The organism is Kribbella sp. NPDC002412, assembly GCF_053592935.1.
Genome location: NZ_JBSFBL010000044.1, coordinates 32101 through 51584, shown reverse-complemented (window position 1 = coordinate 51584; position 19484 = coordinate 32101). Strand labels below are relative to the sequence as shown.

General features: G+C 68.4%; 17 protein-coding genes and 1 pseudogene. 9 read left to right on the top strand and 9 right to left on the bottom strand.

The features are described 5' to 3' along the window. Positions 1–211: 211 nt before the first annotated feature. Positions 212–676, top strand: a complete 465-nt coding sequence (locus ACWCOV_RS30025) for a nitroreductase family deazaflavin-dependent oxidoreductase (RefSeq protein ID WP_449832685.1) — start codon at positions 212–214, stop codon at positions 674–676. A 471-nt stretch (positions 677–1147) separates the two neighbouring features. On the opposite strand, the gene ACWCOV_RS30020 is transcribed toward ACWCOV_RS30025, so the two are convergent. Continuing rightward, positions 1148–1546 (bottom strand): hypothetical protein, encoded by a 399-nt coding sequence (locus tag ACWCOV_RS30020; protein ID WP_449832684.1) that lies wholly within the window; start codon positions 1544–1546, stop codon positions 1148–1150. Then, positions 1519–5628, bottom strand: a complete 4110-nt coding sequence (locus ACWCOV_RS30015; RefSeq protein WP_449832683.1) for a DUF6531 domain-containing protein — start codon at positions 5626–5628, stop codon at positions 1519–1521. The genes ACWCOV_RS30020 and ACWCOV_RS30015 overlap by 28 nt, the downstream gene beginning before the upstream one ends. 217 nt (positions 5629–5845) lie before the next feature. Between ACWCOV_RS30015 and ACWCOV_RS30010 the strand changes: the two genes are divergently transcribed. Further along, positions 5846–6472 (top strand): DUF6308 family protein, encoded by a 627-nt coding sequence (locus ACWCOV_RS30010; protein ID WP_449832682.1) that lies wholly within the window; start codon positions 5846–5848, stop codon positions 6470–6472. Here the strand turns inward: ACWCOV_RS30010 and ACWCOV_RS30005 are convergent. Further along, positions 6465–7976: an LLM class flavin-dependent oxidoreductase gene (locus ACWCOV_RS30005; protein WP_449832681.1), complete on the bottom strand. Its 1512-nt coding sequence runs from the start codon at positions 7974–7976 to the stop codon at positions 6465–6467. The genes ACWCOV_RS30010 and ACWCOV_RS30005 overlap by 8 nt on opposite strands. 80 nt (positions 7977–8056) lie before the next feature. Continuing rightward, positions 8057–11089: a BTAD domain-containing putative transcriptional regulator gene (locus ACWCOV_RS30000; RefSeq protein ID WP_449832680.1), complete on the bottom strand. Its 3033-nt coding sequence runs from the start codon at positions 11087–11089 to the stop codon at positions 8057–8059. A gap of 108 nt (positions 11090–11197) precedes the next feature. On the opposite strand from ACWCOV_RS30000, the gene ACWCOV_RS29995 reads away from it, so the two are divergent. The 4 genes from ACWCOV_RS29995 to ACWCOV_RS29980 all read left to right on the top strand — a co-directional run bounded on the left by ACWCOV_RS29995 (position 11198) and on the right by ACWCOV_RS29980 (position 13532). Continuing rightward, complete coding sequence (locus ACWCOV_RS29995) at positions 11198–11761, top strand: NADPH-dependent FMN reductase (protein WP_449832679.1); 564 nt, start codon at positions 11198–11200, stop codon at positions 11759–11761. Positions 11762–11800: 39 nt separating this feature from the next. Beyond that, positions 11801–12343 carry a dihydrofolate reductase family protein gene (locus tag ACWCOV_RS29990; protein ID WP_449832678.1) on the top strand — a complete coding sequence of 181 codons (543 nt, stop codon included), beginning with the start codon at positions 11801–11803 and terminating at the stop codon, positions 12341–12343. Positions 12344–12528: 185 nt separating this feature from the next. Further along, a complete protein-coding gene (locus tag ACWCOV_RS29985; RefSeq protein ID WP_449832677.1) occupies positions 12529–13089 on the top strand; it encodes a hypothetical protein in 561 nt (186 codons plus the stop codon). After that, entirely contained in the window at positions 13086–13532 is a 447-nt protein-coding gene (locus ACWCOV_RS29980; RefSeq protein WP_449832676.1) for a hypothetical protein, read from the top strand. Before ACWCOV_RS29985 ends, ACWCOV_RS29980 begins: the two co-directional genes overlap by 4 nt. Positions 13533–13579: 47 nt before the next feature. Here ACWCOV_RS29980 and ACWCOV_RS29975 read toward each other — a convergent pair whose 3' ends face one another. Next, positions 13580–14482, bottom strand: a complete 903-nt coding sequence (locus ACWCOV_RS29975; protein WP_449832675.1) for a LysR family transcriptional regulator — start codon at positions 14480–14482, stop codon at positions 13580–13582. Between the two features lie 78 nt (positions 14483–14560). On the opposite strand from ACWCOV_RS29975, the gene ACWCOV_RS29970 reads away from it, so the two are divergent. Beyond that, positions 14561–15472 carry a DMT family transporter gene (locus ACWCOV_RS29970; protein ID WP_449832674.1) on the top strand — a complete coding sequence of 304 codons (912 nt, stop codon included), beginning with the start codon at positions 14561–14563 and terminating at the stop codon, positions 15470–15472. A gap of 170 nt (positions 15473–15642) precedes the next feature. Beyond that, positions 15643–16524: an alpha/beta hydrolase family protein gene (locus tag ACWCOV_RS29965; protein WP_449832673.1), complete on the top strand. Its 882-nt coding sequence runs from the start codon at positions 15643–15645 to the stop codon at positions 16522–16524. Here ACWCOV_RS29965 and ACWCOV_RS29960 read toward each other — a convergent pair. From ACWCOV_RS29960 to ACWCOV_RS29945, 4 genes are all read right to left on the bottom strand, one after another. Then, entirely contained in the window at positions 16521–16823 is a 303-nt protein-coding gene (locus tag ACWCOV_RS29960; protein ID WP_449832672.1) for a hypothetical protein, read from the bottom strand. The two genes, ACWCOV_RS29965 and ACWCOV_RS29960, sit on opposite strands and share 4 nt — an antisense overlap. A 119-nt stretch (positions 16824–16942) precedes the next feature. Next, a complete protein-coding gene (locus ACWCOV_RS29955) occupies positions 16943–17920 on the bottom strand; it encodes a methyltransferase domain-containing protein (protein WP_449832671.1) in 978 nt (325 codons plus the stop codon). 80 nt (positions 17921–18000) lie between these two features. Further along, a complete protein-coding gene (locus ACWCOV_RS29950) occupies positions 18001–18681 on the bottom strand; it encodes a hypothetical protein (protein WP_449832670.1) in 681 nt (226 codons plus the stop codon). Next, a complete protein-coding gene (locus ACWCOV_RS29945) occupies positions 18678–19022 on the bottom strand; it encodes a hypothetical protein (protein WP_449832669.1) in 345 nt (114 codons plus the stop codon). Before ACWCOV_RS29945 ends, ACWCOV_RS29950 begins: the two co-directional genes overlap by 4 nt. Before the next feature lie 148 nt (positions 19023–19170). Between ACWCOV_RS29945 and ACWCOV_RS29940 the strand changes: the two are divergent. After that, a pseudogene (locus ACWCOV_RS29940) lies at positions 19171–19484 on the top strand (hypothetical protein); the annotation flags it as partial.

The window sequence follows — 19484 nt, the reverse complement described above, 5'->3', positions numbered from 1 at the left end:
ACCCAGCAACCCAATTAGACATTGCGCCGCCCCGTCACAGCACCCAGCCCGGTCACGGCAGCCCACCCCAGCCACCTGGCCGCACCGGCTGCTGCACCGCCTGGCGTTCACCCGTGACGACTCAATTGGATCGGTCAGGAATCGAGAAGCACCTGTATCGGGCCCGCTCATAGCGTTGCCACCAGAGAAACCACCGACTCTGGAGGCAGAAATGACGACCAACCAGCAGACCGCGAAGCGCAAGCCCGGCACACCCGGCCCGTTCTCCCGCTGGCTTCAGCGGACGATGAACGCCCGTACCTCCCGCAAGATCCACGCCGGCCGCGACAAGATGATGGGCATGGACGTCCTCGTCCTCCAGACCGTCGGCCGCCGCAGCGGCGAACCGCGCGAGACCCCGCTGGCCTGGTTCCCCGACGGCGACAACGCCTGGCTGGTAGTCGCCTCCGGCGGCGGCAGCCAGCACCCCGACTGGCACGCCAACCTCATGGCCCACCCCATCCAAGCCACCATCACCTTCGCCGGCGGCGCCCCCCTCCCCGTCACCCCCACCCCCCTCGAAGGCCCCACCCGCACCGAAGCCTGGCACCGCATCACCACCGCCCAACCCCGCCTAGCCAAGTACCAAGCCAAGTCCCCCCGCCAATACCCCGTAATCCGCCTAACCCCCCGCTGACCCTCACCTCGTCGCCCCAACAGAAAGCAGCCCAAATGTGCACACCAGGCCACGCCGGCCCACCCCACACCACCACTCCCCAGCCTGCCAACCAGCCAACCGCTACAGCCCTCCCCGAGGACCTACCGCCCCACCCCCTCAGCCCCCACTCACCCGACGCCCCCGCGCCCCTCCCCGCCGCTGCCAACGGCACCCGAGTCCCGAGCCACTGACCTCCAGCACCGCTCGCCCCCGACCACCAGCTCATCCACGGCAGTCGCCAGCCATTGGGTAGACAGCACGCTCCGATCCCGGCCACAAGGTGCCTCGGATGGGCGCGTAGGTGCAACTCCGCTCCGCAACTCCTGCACCGACCTCAGCTCCCGGTCTACCTCAGCCGCGCGAGGTGTCGCCACCTCACATTGTGATCGTCCGCGCACTCGGTCCCGCACAGATGACGATCCTCGCGCGACGGCACTCCGGAGGCCTCCCCTACTGCGCTTCCGTGGCCGTCCAGGAGGTCTTCGAGCGCCACCACTCGACGTCGCGATCGGCATCGCCTAAGCGGTCCAGGTACTCAAGAGCATGATCCACGAACTCAGCCGGCAACCGGACGTCGTGGTCAGCGACGTAGTGAACCAGTCCGTCAGGCCAGTACCAAACACCGTCACTCAATTCGAGCGCGCCGTTCTGACGACCACAGAACCGGCAGGTCGAGACTCCTCCAAAGGCTCGGAACACGAAGCCGCACCGGAGGTAGTCGGCGATCGTCTCGCGCTCCTGCGGGTCCCAGGACGGATCGATGAAACCCTCCGGATCCGGCCAGTCCGGCGCGGTCGGGCCAGCCCAATAGCCGATCAGCTTCAGCGTCGACGGACCGGTGTGAACCATCGCCATTCACCTCCGTCATAGATGTCCAGGGTCCTACCCGATCCCGAGGCGCCGATCTCGGTTGTCGGAGCCATGACCGTCACGCCGAGTTCATTCGCGAGATCCTGCGCAAAGGTCCCGCTGGGGCAGCCCGTCCAGCACGAGAGCAGCCGGATGTTCTGTCCGCCGGCACTCGGCGCGATCTTACGCGCTATCTCACTCGCCGACTGGCCTGCGATGTCGTCGGGGCCGCCGTGTCCTATGACGTCGTAATAGCCTTCCATCGGGTTCCGCTCCGAGTACTTCAGCATGTTCTTCACGGCTGTATCCCGACCGCCGAACATCGCGTGCCCGGACATTGTCGGCAATCGGCGACTGGCGTTTCCCACAACTGGGAGGCGACTCGCTACGGCGCCTACAGCTACGTCGGCGGCTAGTTGGGAGCAGTTGCCCTTCAGGACGCAGGCCTGGGCGTCGAGGACGCCGGCTGTGCCGGCGGAGGCTACGCCAGTGACAGCGCTTACTTGCAGGAGGATCGGGACGGCCGGGGCGCAGGGGCGGGCGATGGTGCAGATGACGGCGCCGGTGAGGGCGGCGGTGGAGGCCCAGCCGGTGAGGTGGGAGACGTCGGTGAGGGTGCCTTCTATGTCGGAGAGGCCTTGGAGGTCGGTGGTTTTGAGGGGGTTGCCGGAGGTGTAGGCGTACGGATTGGGGGATCCGCCTTGGTCTGGGGTGAGGAAGGTGCCTGTGGAGGGGTTGTACTCGCGTTGGCCGAGGAGGTAGTTGCCGCTGGGGAGCTTGAGGGCGCCGATGTAGCCAGGGCCGCCTGATGTGGTGCCGTTGGTGGTGGCGTCGGGGGTACGTGCGAGGCCGTACGGGTCGTAGGAGTGGTGGGTGGGGGTTGGGGTGGCGGTGGTTAGGAGGGTGCCGGTGGGGGTCGTGGTCAGTGGGGTGAGGGATGGGCCTGTCGCGAGCAGGCCCTTGCCGTAGAGGTAGCGGTCGGTGTTGGTGGAGAGGATCTGGGGTGAGAGCGGGTCCCAGAGGTAGGTGGTTGTTTGGGGGCCGGTGGTGGAGGTGGCTCGGCGGCCGTCACCGGTGTGGGTGTAGGTGGTTTTGGTCGTGGCGGTGGTTGAGGTGATGGGTTTGCCGGCGGCGGACCAGGTGTAGGTGGTTGTGCCGTCGGACGTCAGGTTGCCGTCGGCGTCGTAGGTGTAGCCGCGGGAGTTCGGCGGGTCGAGCGGGTACGTCGCGGGGGCGGTGACGGATGCGAGGAGCTCGCTGCCGGGGCCGTACAACGACCAAGTGCTCCCGGCAGGGCGTTGCTCCCAGGTGCGGTTGCCGATCGGGTCGTAGTCGTAGCGGATGAAGTCCCGGGCCTCGTCGGTGCACTCGTCGACGCCGTAGCAGACATCGGTCAGCCGGCTCAGGACGTCATAGATGTACGACGACTTGCCCGCAACCGAGTCGTTGGTGCGGACCACGTTGTCGGCGGTGTCGTACGACGAAGTGATCGACCGGACCGGGCTGCCACCACGAGTCACCGTCAGCGAGGTGGTTCGGTCCCGCAGGTCGAACGAGCGGGTCTCGACGAGTCCGCCCGGGCGCGTTGTCGTGATAGTGCCGCGCGGGTCGTAGCGGTACGACGCCAGCGGCTTCCCGTCGACCGATGCCGACGCAAGGCGGTCGACTGCATCCCAGGTGTAGGTCTCGGTACGACCGGCAGCGGTTCGCCTGATGAGATTGCCAACGGCATCCCACCGATACGCAACCGAACCGGCAGCGGTCAGTTGGTCGAAGGCGTCGTACCCGAAGCGGGTCGTGCCGAGTGCGTCGGTAATCGAGGTACGGCGGCCGACCGCATCCCACGTGAAACTGACGGTCGGGGTCTTGTCCGAGTACACGATCTTGGTCACCGCGCCACGCGGGTCCAAGGTGAACGACGCGGACTTGCCTGAAGGCAGGATCGTGCGGATCAGCCGGCCGGCCTTGTCGTAGTTGAAGCGCCAAGTACGACCGCCGAAAGTCGTGTCAGTCGTGCGTCCGGCGGCGTCGTACGTGAAGGTCTGCTCCCGGCCGCTCGCGTCGACACGCTTGGTCAGGCGCCCGGACGCGTCGAAGGTGGCGGTGGCCTCCGGCAACGATGGCCGGGTGACGCCGGCCAGGGTGCCGGCGTCGTCGTACCGAAACCGGGTGGTGTTGCCCCGGCCGTCGACCACCGTCGCCAACTGGCCTTGGCCGTTGTACGACTGCCGCGTCGTGACGTCCAGCGGCCCACGTTGCTCGAGCGGCTGGTCATCCGGTGTGTACGTGTAGGTGCTGACGCCGCCCCGCGGCGAGGTCGCCCTGACCAGTCGGCCCCAGCCGTCAACCTCATACCGAGCGACTCGCCCGGTCGGATCGGTGACGCTGACGAGGTCGCCATCCGCGGAATACGCGAATCGTGTGACCCGCCCTAGCGGATCGCGCGACTGCGTTACCAGGCCTCGGCCGTCGTACGCGACCGACGATGCCCGACCGCCGTACGTCACACCGACTGGGTTGCCACGGACGTCGTAGGAGTACGTCGTACTGCGGCCGAGCGGATCGATCGTCGCGACTACGTCGTTCAAGCTGTTGTAGGACCGCCGGGTGACATTGCCGCTGGCATCCGCCGACGAGACGACCCGGCCGAGGACGTCGTAGGTGTGGCGCGCGCCGTGGCCGAGGCTGTCGAAAACTCGGATGAGGTTGCCGGCCGAGTCGTAGTGGAAAGTGACCGTGGCGCCGGTCGGGTCGACCTGACGGACGAGCCAGTTCCGCTCGTACTCGTTGATCCACTTCCCACCGGTCGGGTCGGTCATCGTCGACGTACCGCGGACCCCGGCAGGGTCCCAGGACCAGGTCGACCTGCCGCCCTTTGCGTCCGTCTGGGCCACGACCCGCCCGTCACCGTCGTACTCGGTCACGAAGGATGGCTTTGCCGAGTCGCCGACTGTCTCCGACTGCAGGCGACCGTCGACGTACGCGTACCGCGTCCGCACACCGCCAGGCGACGTCACCCCGGTCAGCCGCCCGTCGTCGTACTCGTAGCGCACGGTCCGCGGCTCGACTCCCGGTCCGGACAACTGGACCGACGTGATCAGGCCGACCTCGTTGTAGTCGTACGACAACGAACGCCGGCCGTTCGTCACGGTTGCCACCCGGCCGGAGACGCGCTCGATCGCCACGCCCTGACCGTTCCGGTCGAGGATCGACACCAGCTCACCGGCCGGCGAGAACCGCATCCGCAACTGGTCGAAACTCGTCAGCAAGTACTCGTTGCCGACGCGCGCCAGGCGGAACCGTGCAACCCCGCGCTCGACGACGAACCCGGTCCCCTGCCGATCGAAGCCGATCTCCCGCCCGTCCGACGCCACGTACCGCGCCCCACGCGCGTCGAGCGTCAGCCGATCCGAGTACGACGGACGCCACCCACGACCAAGTGGACCAGCGGCCGGGTCGTTGGAGTTGTAGGTCCGCGTCACCGTCAGCGGGACGCCCAGCCCGTTCACGGAAGCATCTGACTCGGAAGCGACCAATGCGCCAGTCAGCGTGTTGACCGGGTCCGACTGCAGAGCAAACGGCCCGAAGAGACCCCGCGCCTGCAGATCCGGCAGGACGAACCCAGGAGCACCCGCGTAGATCATCACGTTGCCGCTCGCGGAGCCCTTGCCGTTGCTCAGGGACGCACTCAGCAACCCCGGCGAGCTCGTCAGCGCACAGTCGACCGGCACCGTGATCGACCAGGTCAGTGACTGGGTCCGCGCAGGTCTGGGCGCCGGATGGTTCTCGCACGGCCAGGCGGTCGCCGTCCAGGTGCGCAGGTCGGCGAGCTGGATGGTGCAGATGTTTCCTGACGGCGCGAAGGTTCGCGCCGTGAAGGTGAACTTCTGGCCGGTTCCTGCGTGGGCGAAGCCGGCGTCGTGGGCGAGCTGCGGGCCCTTGGTCAGGAGCTCGCCGCCGGCGGTCACCGCGACGTCTACGTGGACACAGGTGCCCGGCGGTGCAGCGGGCGCGGTTGGAGCGGGCGGGACCACCAGGAGCACACCGACCAGCGAGGCGAGCAATCGCCGGACAGGGTTCATGGTCGCCTCCGCTCGGTTGATCTGTTGTCACTGAGAGTTTACGGAGATTGGAGGCTCTCCGGAGCGGATGATTACCGGCTGTGGATAGCGGGAAGTGACCCTGGGGTGTGGGTGAGCGGGGTGTCGCCTACGATCTGCGGGAACGTGGTCAGGGAAACGTTCGGATGATGGTCTGCCTCCTGGCGGGTCTGCCACCAAGAGTGTGAGGGTGTGGCTCATGAACATCGGTACTCGGAAGATCGTCGTCGACGAGGCGATTGCGCAGTTACGGCTGTACGCCGAGACGAACGGCGCCGTGCTGCAGTACTACGACGGTCTGCCGGGGATGACGTGCGTCGGAGGGTCCGACCCGAACCGGATCACGCTGGAGGACCTGGCCCGGACGATGGTGGTCGGCGCCGACCTGCGCGCGATGGACATCCCGTGGCTGCTCGAGGTGGAGGCGGAGAAGGAGCTTGCCGCGATCCCGGTCGAGGCGCGGCTGGAGGACGCGACGCCGGGCAGCGAGCTGTTCGAGGCGGCGATGGCGCTGGACGAGAAGTTCACCGGCCACCGCGGCTTCGGCCACGCGAAGAAGTCGAAGTTGCTGCACCTGAAGCGGCCGTTCCTCTACCCGGTCACCGACAGCTTCATCCGGATGACCTACGGCTCGGCGTCGGCCGGCGCCGAGTTCCTGACCGCGGTGCACAACGACCTGGTCAACCCGGCCAACGTCCGCGACTTCAAGCTGCTGCAGGTCCGCCTGATCGCCGAGCCGCCGACGTCGGCCGCGCGGCTGCTCGGCGAGGTCCCGACCCTCCGCCTGCTCGACATCCTGGCCTCACTCCTGGGAGAGGCTAAATAACCCCGAGCCGCGCCAGCGGTTCCACCAGCTCCCGCTCCTCGTAGGACAGATGCGAGAGCAGCGTGTCGTCCAGTAGGTCCACGGCCGCCCGCAGACCGTCGATGCTGCCTGATCCGTCAACCAGCGCAACCAGTGCCTTGTCGACACCTTCCAGTACGTCGTGGATGATCCGGTGCTCCTCTTCCAGCCGGTCCACGACGGGCGCCAGCGCCGGATCGGCCCGCCGCAGGTGCGGGAACAACGACGCGTCCTCCAGCGAGTGGTGAGTGGTCACCAGCCGGCAGTACGACTCGCAGTACGTCCCCAGCGTCCAGTTGTTCTGCCGCATGGTCATCGTGTTGATGTGCGACCGCGCCTGCCCGACACCGATCGAGCCGGCGGCCACCTGCTCCACCAAGTCCCGCACCTGCTCGAGCTCTGCACGCAGATGGTCGTGTACGTCGATCAGATGCTGACCAGACTGCAGTTGGTACGGCGTATACGTCCGCCCCGGGTCCAACGCCGGCCCAGTCGGCCGCTCCGACTCATCCAGCACCTGTACGGCGCTTCGCCGTACAGCAGGCGGTGGAGTCGGCACAACGCCGAAGCCACCTTCGACAACCGGAGCACGCTCAACAACCGCACCGGAGCGAGCAGCGGACACAGCCTCGCGGACACCACTGGCGACCTCGGCAAAGCGCCGGATGTCATCGGGATTGTCTGAGCCCAGGATGTAGGTGCTCATGCCCTCGCCCAGCGTCAGTTCGGCGAGCTGGTCGATCCACAGCTCCTCTGGACCCTGCAAGAACCCGCCACCACGCCCGTCGAACCGTCCCGACAGGTTGTAGAGCCGCCGTACCGACGCAGGATCCCGCCCTGCCTCCACAGCGGCCTCGTCGATGATCTTGTTCATCGCGGCCAGCTGGTCCGGGCCGGCGTACGCGCTGCTCGGCAGCCAGCCGTCGGCAAGCCGCCCAGTGACCGCGAGCATGCGCGGCTTGTAGGCACCGAGCCAGATCTCGACGTCGTGTGCGGGCTGCGGACCACGCTTGGCGCCGGCGACGGTGTAGTGCTTGCCAGGAAGGCGGATGCCACCGCCCTCCGGTGTCCACACCTCGCGCATGATCGCAATGGCCTCTTCCAGCGCGGCGATGCTCTGCCCAGCCGTCAGCCGCGGACCGGCGTTCGCAGCGACCGCGTCCAGGAAGCCACCGGCACCGAGACCGAGCTCGACTCGACCACCGCTGATCAGGTCCAAGGTGGCGACGCTGCGGGCGAGGACGACCGGGTGGCGCAGCGGGAGGTTGGCGACGTTTGTGGCGACCTTGACCCGCTGGGTCTGGGCCGCGACGACGGACAGCAGGGTCCAAGCGTCCATCAGGCGTGGCTGGTACGGGTGGTCCTGAAAGGTGACCAGGTCGAGCCCGACCTGCTCGGTCAGTTGTGCGAGTGCGACCACCCGGGCCGGGGTGTCGACCGCCGGGGTCAGGAACGTGCCGAAGACCAGCTCGTGGCCGTAGTCCATGGTTCACCTTTCACCGTCTGTGTGACCACCAAACTACTTCGGCGCACAGATAATCTCAAGCACAGAATATCTGCAAGAGATCAGAGCAGGCGGAAGGCTTGTTCCGGGGACAGGGTGGTCCCTGCGGCGTGGGCGAGCTCGTAGTCCCCGTCTCCCAGCACAGCACGAGCAGCCGACTCCGCCCGGTCGTGGTCTCCCGACTCGGCCGGGGTGACCAGAAAGCCCTCAGCAGCGCGGGTGGCGTCCGCCGCGCCCAGCAGCTGTGCGGCAACACGCTTGTCCGGCAGGCAAGCTGCAATGCCCTCCAGCGACCAGCACATGCCGCGCACGGACTCGTACTCCTCAGAGATGCGGAAGGCCTCGAGGTGCAGCTCAAGGGCCGCCAAAGGCTCGCCACGTAGCTCCACGACGTACGCGAGCTCCGTCAACACCATCGACAAGTAGAGGACGGGGTCCTTCTGCCGGCGCGCAGCATCCACCAGCGCACGCAGACGCGACTCTGCCTCGTCCAGTGCGCCGCTACGGCGGGCCGCATAGGCCAACACGATCTCCGCAAGGGCCTGCGTCGACCGCTGGTCCTGCTCGGTCGCCAGGCGCAGCGCACGCTCGCCGTGCGAACGAGCGGCCTCGTAGTCGCCCTGCCTGATCTCGGTCCAGCCCAGCATGCCCAACGACCCGGCGAGCTCCGGCCAGAGCCCAAGCTCCTCGGCCAGCTGCGCACCTTCCCGCTGCAACTGCGCTGCCTTGTCGAAGTCGCCGACAAACTCCGCATGCGCACTGAGCCAACTGGTCGCCTGCAGCACACCCCACCGGTCCCCCAGCGTCCGGAAGATGCGCGCACTCTCGGCTGCATCAGCATGCAGCGCGGTGGCGTCCGACCGGACGTGAGCATGCTTGGCACGCGCCGCCAGCACAGCTGCGATACCCCACTGATCGCCCTCCGCCTCGAAGGTCTTCAACGCGACCTCCAGCAGCGCCTGACAGGTGACCAGGTCGCCGACATCGCTGCCTGCAAAGGCGATCCACCACTGCGCGCGAGCATCTGCCCCATCAAGCCAACGGTCCCGCTCCGCGGCAGCAGCACTGTCGCCCTGCACGTACATGAACCCGACTCGCCAAGCTCCGGCGCGAGCAGAGCCCGGCACAGCCTCCAGCGACCGCAACGCCTCGGCGATGCGCCCACGCAGGTACCAGTACCAGGCCAGTGCATCCACCAACCGCTCAGCCAACTCGACCTGGTCGGTGGCAACAGCACGGTCCAACGCAGACCGCAGGTTGGCCGCGTCCTCGTCCAGCAGCTGCAACCACCTCCCCTGCGCACCGCCGTACAGGTGCGGCCGCGCCTCCTCGGCAAAGGACGTGTAGTACTCCAGATGCCGCTGCTGCACGGACTCCAACTCGTCCGCCGCACGCAGCTTCTCCAAGCAGTACGCCGCCACAGACTCCAGCAGCCGGTACCGCGGCCCCTCCACTCCCTGCACCGGTACGACGAGCGACCGATCCACCAGCCGGATCAGCACGTCCAGTACGTCGAAGCCGCACACCACCGACGCAGCCTCCGCCGTGCACCCATCCGCATGTACGGCGAGCCGCCGCAACACAGCCTGCTCGTCCGGGCTGAGCAGCTCCCAGCTCCAGTCGATCATCGCGAGCAGCGTCTGCTGACGCGGAGCAGCCCCACGGTGTCCGGTCGCCAGCAGTCGGAAGCGATCGTCCAGCCGCGCAACCAGTCCACGCACACCGAGAGCGCGTACGCGCGTCGCAGCAAGCTCCAGCGCGAGCGGAATGCCGTCCAGCCGTCTGCAGAGCACGGACACGTCAGCAGCGTTCTCATCGGACAGAACGAAGTCACGAGATGCAGCCGATGCCCGGGCAACGAACAGCTGCACTGCACTGCGCTCGCTCAGCACCTCGAGCCCGTCATCCCGCGACGGCACGTCCAGCGTCGGCACACTCCACACGACCTCGCCGGCCAGCCCCAGCGGCTCGCGGCTCGTCGCCAATACCCGCAAGCCCGGAGCCGCTGCGAGTAAGCGGTCCGTCAGGTCAGCGACCTCCGACACCACCTGCTCGCAGTTGTCGAGCACTAGCAGCCGAGAGCCCATCACAGCCGCCAGCCGCTCCACCACGGTCTCAAACGGTCCGGCGATGTCCCGCACGTCCAGGGCAGCCTGCACGGCGTCCGTCAGCGAGCTACTCACCGACAGAGCAGCAGGAGTCACCGCCGCCAGCTCAACGAAGACGACACCGTCGGAGAACCGGTCAGCCACTTCTGCGGCCGTGCCCAGAGCCAGCCGTGTCTTGCCCACTCCCCCTGGGCCGGTCAGCGTGACCAGGCGCGCCCCGGCCAGACACGAGCTGACGTCAGCCAACGCCTCGGACCGACCGATCAACTCGGTCAACTGCGCAGGCAGGTTGGACCGCCGGCTGGGAAGCTCCTGCGTGAGGATCGACTGATGGAGCGCAACCAGCTCTGGACTGGGATCCAGCCCCAGCTCGTCCGCTAGCAGCCGCCGCAGCTCCTCGTAGCTGTCCAGCGCCTCACTCTGCCGACCACTCCGGTAGAGCGCACGCATATGACTCGCACGCAGCCGCTCACGCAGCGGGTGCTCAGCAACAAGCGCAGCCAGCTCATCCAACGGCGCATCGGCCCAGGTCTCGACCGCACTGAGCCGCTGCTCGTCCAGCCGGGCGACAGCCGTCTCCACGAACGCCTCGTCCGCGAAGTCGGCGTACGCCGGTCCACGCCACAACGCGAGCGCCTCGCCGAGCTGTCCCGCGCCGACACGGTCTGCAAAGGTCAGAGCGTCGTACGACGAGCTGTCGACGGTCAGTGAGTAGCCGGCCGGGCCGGACTTCACCAGTGCGCGGCTGCCGGGCTCGGCGTCCTCGAAGGCGCGGCGGAGCTGCGACACCTTGGCCGACAGCGTGCCCGCCGGGTTGCCGGGCAGCTGCGCGCCCCAGAGGTCGTCAATGAGGCGGTCGGCCGGGACCGGGCGGCCCTCGTGGACGAGCAGGTCGGCCAGCAGGGCACGGACCTTCAGGCCCTGGATCGTCACGGGCTCCCCCGCGTCCGTCCAGGCAGTGACCGGCCCCAGCACCCCGAAACGCATGGCCGCACCCTAACCGCTGTACCGGCCTTACGGCGCCACCGCGGCCGACCGGAAAGAAACCGTAAACGGGTTCCGGCAGAGTCAGGGACATCAGGAAGGAGGCAGCAAATGCGACTGGCAGTGATCATCGGCAGCACCCGCAACGGGCGATTCGGACCGACCGTCGCCCACTGGCTCGCCCAGCAGGCCGGCAAGCAGTTCGAGGTGGATCTGATCGACCTGGCCACCGCGGACCTGCCGCCCACACTGCCCGACACCGACGACGAGACGCCCGCCGAGGTCGCCGTACTGGCTCCGCGGCTCGCCACGGCAGACGCGTTCGCCGTGGTGACACCGGAGTACAACAGCAGCTTCCCGGCACCGCTGAAGACCGCACTGGACTGGTACTACGAGGAGTGGCACGCCAAGCCGGTCGCGATCGTCAGCTACGGCCGGGAGACCGGCGGCCTGTACGCGACAGCGCAGTTGCGGCAGGTCTTCACCGAGCTCCAGGCCGTCGCCATCCGCCAAACGGTCGCACTGCCCTGCTACTGGGAGCAGTTCACCGCCGACGGCGGCTGGCCGCGAGTGTCGGCCGGCTACGAGGCCCAGGCCAAGCTCATGCTCGACCAGCTCGTCTGGTGGGCCCAAGCGCTCCGGGACGCGCGCACCAAGCGTCCCTACCACCACTGAAACCACTGAAAGACCACAGCGAAGAAAGCAGGAAGAACCATGCGCAAGCTGATCGAGACCACCTTCATGACCACCAACGGCGTCATCGAGAACCCGCAGAACTGGTCGCCGCCCTACTGGGACGACGAGCACGCCGCCTACTCGCAGGCCCTGATGGAAGGCGTCGAGGCCCAGGTGCTCGGCCGGGTCACCTACGAGGGCTTCGCGGAGGCCTGGTCGCAGCGCAGCGGCGACCCGTTCACCGACAACTTCAACGCGATGCCGAAGTACGTCGCCACCCGCACCCTCACCGAGTTCACCTGGAACGCCCGCCCGCTGGAGGGTGACGACGCGGCCGAGGCGGTCAAGCGGCTCAAGGCGGAGGACGGCGGCGACCTGATCAAGTACGGCACCGGGTCGTTCTCGCAGACGCTGCTGGAGCACAAGCTCGTCGACGAGTACCACTTCTGGATCTTTCCGGTCGTCGCGACCGGGGAGAAGCTGTTCGAGGGCGCCGACCTCGACATCACGCACCTGGAGCTGCTCGGCACCACCACCTTCAAGTCCGGCATCGTCGTCCACAAGCTGGCCCCGAAGTCCTGAAACCCGCACCCGTCCAGCCGGCGCACCGCAGTCACGGTGCGCCGGCTGGACGCTTGTCCGCGCCCTGTCTGGGTACCGGCTGTGCCTCGGGGATGTGAGGCGGCGCTGGGGACCGCCTGCCTAGGGTCCTCGCGATCGATTTCCGGATCGCCAGGTCTGCACAGTGAATTCGGACTGGAGGTCTGATGGATACCGTCCTGACAGTCGTCATCGTCGCCGTCGTGGTGCTCGCGGCGGCCGCTCTGCTGTTCATGTACCAGCGCAAACGCTCGGGTGAGCTGCAGCAGCGGTTCGGCCCGGAGTACGAGCGCACGCTCGAGGAGTCGGGCGACCGGCGCAGCACCGAACGCGAGCTGCGCGAGCGCGAGCGCCGGGTGTCGAAGCTCGACATCACTCCGCTGAGCCATGACTCGGCCGAGCACTACCGCGCCGAGTGGGCCCAGGTGCAGCTGAGCTTCGTCGACCAGCCCGCGGCTGCCGTCGCCGACGCCGACCAGCTGGTACTGCGGATGATGCGTGAGGCCGGCTACCCGGTCGACGAGTTCGACCAACGGGTCAACGACATCTCGGTGGACCACCCCGAGGTCGCCGCGCACTACCGCGACGCGCACCGGGTCGCCGTGGCCCAGGCCAAGGGCGAGACCGACACCGAGGAACTGCGCCAGGCCGTCACCGCCTATCGCTACCTGGTCGACGCACTGCTGGCCGACAGCACGCCCTCAGCAGACGTGAAGGAGCAAGCATGAGTGCACGGGATGACCGTCCGACGGACCTGCGCGACGACGCGATCACGCCCGAGCAGCGCGAAGACGACCTGCGTACGCCGGGTGCCCGTGAGGACGAGCTGCGTAGGCCGGACGCCCGTGAGGGCGGCGTGAGCACGACGGGCGACCGTGGCGCGGAGTGGACGGCGCCCGACGGCACCCAGCCGTTGCTGGCCGAGGACCGGGTGGTCGACTTCAGGACCCGGTGGGAGGTCATCCAGCAGGGGTTCGTCGACGATCCGCACAGGTCGGTGAGCGAGGCCGACCAACTGGTCGACGAAGTGCTCAAGCGCCTGTCGATGAGCTTCGAGGAGCAGCACAACGGCCTGGAGAAGCAGTGGTCCGACGGTGAGCCGTCGACCGAGGACCTGCGCGCCGCGCTACAGAAGTACCGCGCCTTCTTCCATCGCCTACTGGCCATGTAGGTACGGCACGCGCCGGTACGACGAACCGTCGTACCGGCGCGGTGCCGTCAATGCCCGGCTGCAGCCTCCCGGAGGGCGGTTGCGACCGCGGCGACGACCGGTGTGCGGCTGCGGCGGGTGAGTAGGAAGACCTCGCGCCCGACCACGCCTTCGGCAGGCAGGCAGAGCGCGACTCCGGGAGCGCCGTACCCCAGAACCAAGTCAGGCAACAGCGCAGCTGCCCCGGTGGTGCGGACCAGCTCCAGCAGGATCAGGAAGTCGTCGGAGTGATAGCGCACGTCAGGCTCGAACCCACCGAGCTCTCGGCACACCCGCACCTGCATCTCGTGCTGACCGGTGCCCGGGTGGCAGGCAGCCCACGGTACGTCGGTCAGTCGCCCGAGCTGCACGCGATCGGCACCGGCCTCGGGGTGGTCGGTGGGCAACGCGACGTGGATGCGTTCGCGCAGCAGGCGCTCGCGATGCAGGTCCGCGTGCACTGGCCGTGGCTGTCCGTCGTACTCGTCACCGACAACCACGTCCAACTGCTGCAGCCGCAGCGCCGGCACGGCCTGCTCCACCTCGATCTCTGCGGCCTCGATGCGGATGTCGGGATGGCTCGCGGCCAACGCCCGTACCGCCGGAGCCACGATGCGCAGGAACGCCGACTGGAAGGCAGCGACCCGCACCACGCCGGCAGCACGCCCGGCCGCGACCGTGGCGAGCTCGGCTTCGGCCGCCTCCACCCCTTCGAGCAGTACGGCGGCATGCCGCACCAACACCTGGCCGGCCGGCGTCAGCCGGACGTTGCGGCCGATTCTCTCGAGCAGCGGCGTACCGGCTTCTCTCTCCAGCACCGACAGCTGCTGGGAGATCGCACTGGGCGTGTAGCCGAGCGCACGGGCGGCGCCGTGCACGGTGCCGCGACCGTGGACCTCGCGGAGCAGTCGAAGGCGGTGCAGGTCCAGCATCTGTTCAGCATAGCTACACGATCCTGTACATGAAGCCGCGATAGACCTGAACAGTCCTGAGCCGGGACCATCGATGCCGTGGGACGCCTCTTCTGCTTACTTTCCGCCGCCGGCTTCGGGGCGATGGCTGTGTTCGGCAAGCTCGCCTACGACGCGGGTGTGTCGGTGGATGCGCTGCTGCTGGTCCGCTTCGGGCTGGCTGGTGGGCTGCTGATCGCTATAGCGCTCGCACGCGGCGCACTACGCCGACTGCCTCGCAGGGCCGTGCTAGCCGGGCTGGGCATGGGCGTGTTCGGCTATGCGGCGCAGGCAGGGTTGTACTTCTCCGCACTGGCCCGGATCGACGCCTCACTGGTCGCGCTGATCCTGTACGTGTACCCGGTGCTGGTCATGGCCGGTGCGATCGCGCTGAGGCGCGAGCGGGCGTCGCGGCGGCGGGTGTGGGCGCTGGGAATCGCGCTGACTGGGATTGTGCTCGTGCTCAGTGGCGCGTCGACCGGGCGGTTCGACTGGCTAGGCGCGCTGCTGGCGCTGGGGGCTGCGTTCACCTACACCGGCTACATCCTGGTCGGCGACCGGGTGACTGCGGACGTGCCCCCACTCGCGTTGAGTGCGCTGGTGTGCACCGGGGCGTTCGGCACGTTCCTGGTGGCCGGCTTCCTGCGTGGCGGGACTGACCTGGGGTTTGCTCCGGTGGGGTGGCTGTGGCTGGTTGCACTGGCGGTGGTGAGCACAGTCGGCGCGATCCTGCTGTTCTTCGCCGGCATGGCGCGGGTCGGTCCGTCGGTGGCGTCGATCCTGTCCATCCTGGAGCCGGTGGTGACGGTGGTTGCCGCGGCGGCTGTGTTCGGGGAGACGCTCACGGTGACCCAGTGGCTCGGCGGGTCGCTGGTGCTGGCCGCCGTACTGGTCGTGCAGTGGCCGCGCCGTCAATCGTTGTCTGGACTTTCGGCGGGTTCGGCAGAACGGGCGGCAGACTTGACGGTATGAACCGGCGGATGACGTGGACGGGAGTCGTCGCGCTTGTGATGACGGCTGCGATCGCCTGTACCTCCGAGGACGACGCGGCACCCCCTGCGTCCACTCCGAGCGCCACCTCCTCGACCCCCACCACGTCGTCCGCTCCGCCGGCTGTTCCCTCGGCCACTCCGACTCCTTCGGTGAAACCAACTGCGGAGCCGCCGCACCCGGTGTCGCTGCAGGCGATGATGGCGAAGAAGTACGACGGCCGGAACCTCCGCCTCGGCCGGGTGCTGGCCCGCAACTCCGCCTACACCCGGTACTACGTGACGTACTCCAGCGGCTCGCTGACGATCTCCGGCATCATGAACGTCCCGCGCACCCCCGGCAGGCACCCCGCACTGGTCCTGAACCACGGCTACATCGACCCGGCGATCTACACCAACGGCCGCGGCCTGATGCGTGAGCAGGACTACCTTGCGCGGCGCGGGTACGTCGTACTGCACACCGACTACCGCGGACACGCGCAGTCCACCGACGACCCGCGCTCCGATCTGAACCTGCGCCTCGGCTACACCGAGGACGCGATCAACGCCGTACTCGCACTGCGCACGTCGCCGTCCGTCGACCCGAACCGGATCGGCATGCTCGGCCGGTCGATGGGCGGCGGAGTCACGTACAACGCATTGGTCGCGCAGCCCGGACTGATCAAGGCCGCAGTGGTCTTCGCACCGGTCAGCGCCGACGCTGCGGACAACTTCAACCGCTGGCAGCGCAACGACCGCCCGATCGCCTCCACCATCCTGCGCACGTACGGCGAACCCGCCCGCAACCCCACGTTCTGGCGCAACGTGTCGGCGGTGAACTTCTTCGACCGGGTCACCGAGCCGGTGCTGATCCACCATGGCGAGTCCGACTCGACCTGTCCGATCGCCTGGTCCCACGAGGCGCTCGCCGCCCTCAAAGCGGCCGGCAAGACCGCGACCATGTACAGCTACCCCGGCGAAGAACATGCCTTCGGACCAGCCTGGCCGACCTCGATGGCGCGCACTGTCACCTTCCTCAAACAGCACGGCGTCTAACGGCCGGGCCGTGACCGCTTGTACAGGTGGATGCCGCCCAGTGCCAGGCTTGCGCCGGCTACCGCAGTGCAGCTGGCCAGCAACGCTGCGACGCCGTCGTCATCGGTCGTGGCGCTCGCGATGACAGTGTCCGGCTCCTTCGGATAGTTGTGTTGGTACGCCGCCGGCGGGTCACGGGGTACTACAACGCCGGGCGTTTGACGCTCCTGCGGGGGCCGGGCTGATGCTGTCGCCGCAGCCAGTGGGCTGAGGCAGACGACGATCAGGATTCCGGCGATGACGGACGTCCGGTGGATCATGGCTCCTCCTCGTGGTGATTTCTCCGTGTCTTCACGGTCGATCACCAGGCCGGACGGCCACATCGGGCGTGCGCCCATAGATCAGGGCGGCGGGGCCTTAGGTCCCACCCTCAGGTTCCTTAGGCGGGCTTGCGCGCGCTGACGCCGTACATCGTCAGGGACAGGTGGAACGCGCCGCGGTCGGCGGCGTCGGCGAGGTCCTTGGCGAAGGTCTCCGCCTCGGCCGGGGTGATTACGCCGGCCTGGAGGGCGGTGAGGTGCATCATCGAGGCGAAGCCCTGGCGGGCGCCTTGCTGGGCCTCGATCCAGGTGGCTGCGGTCTCGCCGGTGATCTCCAGGCCGGCGGCGGCGAGCTGGCCGCGGAGCCGGCGGCCGGAGTACGGGTTCGCCGAGTCGGCCAGGAAGTAGTCGACCATCTTCTGCAGTACGACGGGATCCGCGGGATGCACGATCGCGGTCGCCCAGTCCGTGTCGATCAACACGATCCGGCCACCGGGCCGCAGTACCCGAGCCATCTCCCGCACCGCTCCCGCCGCGTCCGCCACATGCTGCAGGACCCGCTCACACCGGATGACGTCGACCGACTCCCCCGCAAACGGCAACGCCCGCACGTCACCGTCGACGAACTCCACACCGTCGACAGGCGCCACCAGAAGCAGCTCTGCGTCGCCACCGGCGTCCGCCCCACCACCGGCCTCCGCGTCACCGTCGTCCGCCTTGGCGACGGCTGATGCGTTGGCGACGGCTGTTGCGTTGGCGACGGCTGTTGCGTTGGCGATGGCCTTTGCTGCTCGCTGGTGAGCCTCGGCTCGGAGTCCCGGGCTGGGCTCGACGCCGATCGCGTGGCCTTGCGGGCCGACCAACCTGGCGAGGGCGACGACGTCCTCGCCAGTCCCCGAGCCGACATCGACGGCCGTCTCCCCCGCGACCGGCGCCAGCTGGTCCAGCGCCCACGCCCGCAGGGTCTGTACGGCGGACCGCTGCGCCATCAGGTCGAGCACCATCGCCAGCTTCTCGGCGTCCTGCGTCTCCACGTCCGCGATCTTGAAGCTCCCCCGCGACGACATGTCGATCCCGGACTCGTCCGTCTCCGTCATCCCACTCCCCCTTCAGTGCGATCGAGCGTAACGCCGTACGTGTCCGGGACCGACTCCGTTTGCCCGTTAGGGCAGGTAGGTCAGGGCATCCAGTCCTCGTCGCGCATCCGGAGGATCGCCCACCCCGCCGCGGCGAACCCGGCCGCCTGCAGACCCCAGCCGAACAGGTCGAGCGTGTGGCTGACCAGCACGATCGCGGCGATCGCGTGGATCGGCTGCGAGATCGCGGTCGCGACCGCCGCCCACCGCGGCACCAGCTGCGACCTCCACATCGCGATGCCGAGCAGGATGGTGCCGATCACGTGCCCCGCGACGAACACGAAGCCGGCAAGATCCATCGACCCGTGCGTGACCTCGGCTGCACGGGTGATCGCGGCCGGGTCGAGTCCCGCCGTACCCGCGGCCCAGACGAAGATGTCGCTGGACGCCGTCCACGGCAGCGCCAGATACCCGGGTACGACGAGCAGCAACGCGATCGCGGTCAGCCAGGGCGCACGACGCCGGGTCAACCGCCCGACGAAGTACGCACCCGGGACCAGCGTCAGGATCCCGATGAACCCGAGCCACAACACCAGCGAGCTCCGGTCGAGATTGTCGACAATCTTATTGGTGATCGTCGACATGTCGTCGACGGTGTCGTACGGCAGGAAGTACCGCAGCAGCGCGATCGCGGCCGGCCCGACCGGCAGCAGGATCGCCGCGAACCACCGCGACACCGTCCGCACGTCGACGCGCGCCGTACTCGTCATCGTCTGGCTCATCGCACACCCGCCAACTCACGCGACGGCAGCAGTACGGCGACGGTGCCGAAGACAGTCGCTGCCACGCCGACTCCCGCAGCGGCGACCGCCCCCGCGGGGACGCCGGACTCGAAGAACGCCGGTACGGCGAGCAGCGCCGACGCGAGCCGGAGCGTGATCAACGGTGCGAGTGCCCACCGCTTGCCCTGCCACGCGAACCCGACCAGCACCAGACTCACCAATCCGACCACCGCCACACCGATCGCAATCACCATCGGCGGGTGCTCCCCGTCGGTCAGCACCGGCAGCAGCAGATCCCCCACGGACACCAGGCCGAGTACGGCCAAACCCAGCTTGTACATGTTGTTCCCCTCTCTCAGGCCACAACCGTCCGCCGCCCACCCCACCCACCACCTGAGGCCGAGTTCCCCCACCGCCGGGAAATCCCCCCGCCTCCCCCAGGACCCCATTCCCGAGACGCCAGGCCCCACCCAGGCGCACACTGCCGCTATGAACGCCACACCGGGCGAGGCCACGAACCCGCAAACCACGCGGCCAACCACCCACGCCCCGGTCCCGACGAACAACACCCCAGCCCCCCCGAACACCCCACCACCGGACCAGCCCCCGCCCACCACCGCCCACACCTCCACCACCCAGCCGACCAACAACACCCACCCAAGCCCGCCGCCCACGGAAACCAACCCGACGCGGACCTTGGACTCCGGCTCGCCAACCCCCGACGGCACCACGTCCCCGGGCACCACGGCGCACGAGCGCCGGCGCGAGCCGGACCGTGGGCTCGGCGAGCCTGCGTACGACGT

Coding starts and splice junctions, on each gene's coding strand:
- ACWCOV_RS29980 (WP_449832676.1), top strand. CDS start 13,086: ATGAGTGCACGGGATGACCGTCCGACGGACCTGCGCGACGACGCGATC.
- ACWCOV_RS29995 (WP_449832679.1), top strand. CDS start 11,198: ATGCGACTGGCAGTGATCATCGGCAGCACCCGCAACGGGCGATTCGGA.
- ACWCOV_RS30005 (WP_449832681.1), bottom strand. CDS start 7,976: ATGGACTACGGCCACGAGCTGGTCTTCGGCACGTTCCTGACCCCGGCG.
- ACWCOV_RS29945 (WP_449832669.1), bottom strand. CDS start 19,022: ATGTACAAGCTGGGTTTGGCCGTACTCGGCCTGGTGTCCGTGGGGGAT.
- ACWCOV_RS29950 (WP_449832670.1), bottom strand. CDS start 18,681: ATGAGCCAGACGATGACGAGTACGGCGCGCGTCGACGTGCGGACGGTG.
- ACWCOV_RS30010 (WP_449832682.1), top strand. CDS start 5,846: ATGAACATCGGTACTCGGAAGATCGTCGTCGACGAGGCGATTGCGCAG.
- ACWCOV_RS29975 (WP_449832675.1), bottom strand. CDS start 14,482: ATGCTGGACCTGCACCGCCTTCGACTGCTCCGCGAGGTCCACGGTCGC.
- ACWCOV_RS30000 (WP_449832680.1), bottom strand. CDS start 11,089: ATGCGTTTCGGGGTGCTGGGGCCGGTCACTGCCTGGACGGACGCGGGG.
- ACWCOV_RS29955 (WP_449832671.1), bottom strand. CDS start 17,920: ATGACGGAGACGGACGAGTCCGGGATCGACATGTCGTCGCGGGGGAGC.
- ACWCOV_RS30020 (WP_449832684.1), bottom strand. CDS start 1,546: ATGGTTCACACCGGTCCGTCGACGCTGAAGCTGATCGGCTATTGGGCT.
- ACWCOV_RS29985 (WP_449832677.1), top strand. CDS start 12,529: ATGGATACCGTCCTGACAGTCGTCATCGTCGCCGTCGTGGTGCTCGCG.
- ACWCOV_RS30025 (WP_449832685.1), top strand. CDS start 212: ATGACGACCAACCAGCAGACCGCGAAGCGCAAGCCCGGCACACCCGGC.
- ACWCOV_RS29990 (WP_449832678.1), top strand. CDS start 11,801: ATGCGCAAGCTGATCGAGACCACCTTCATGACCACCAACGGCGTCATC.
- ACWCOV_RS29960 (WP_449832672.1), bottom strand. CDS start 16,823: ATGATCCACCGGACGTCCGTCATCGCCGGAATCCTGATCGTCGTCTGC.
- ACWCOV_RS30015 (WP_449832683.1), bottom strand. CDS start 5,628: ATGAACCCTGTCCGGCGATTGCTCGCCTCGCTGGTCGGTGTGCTCCTG.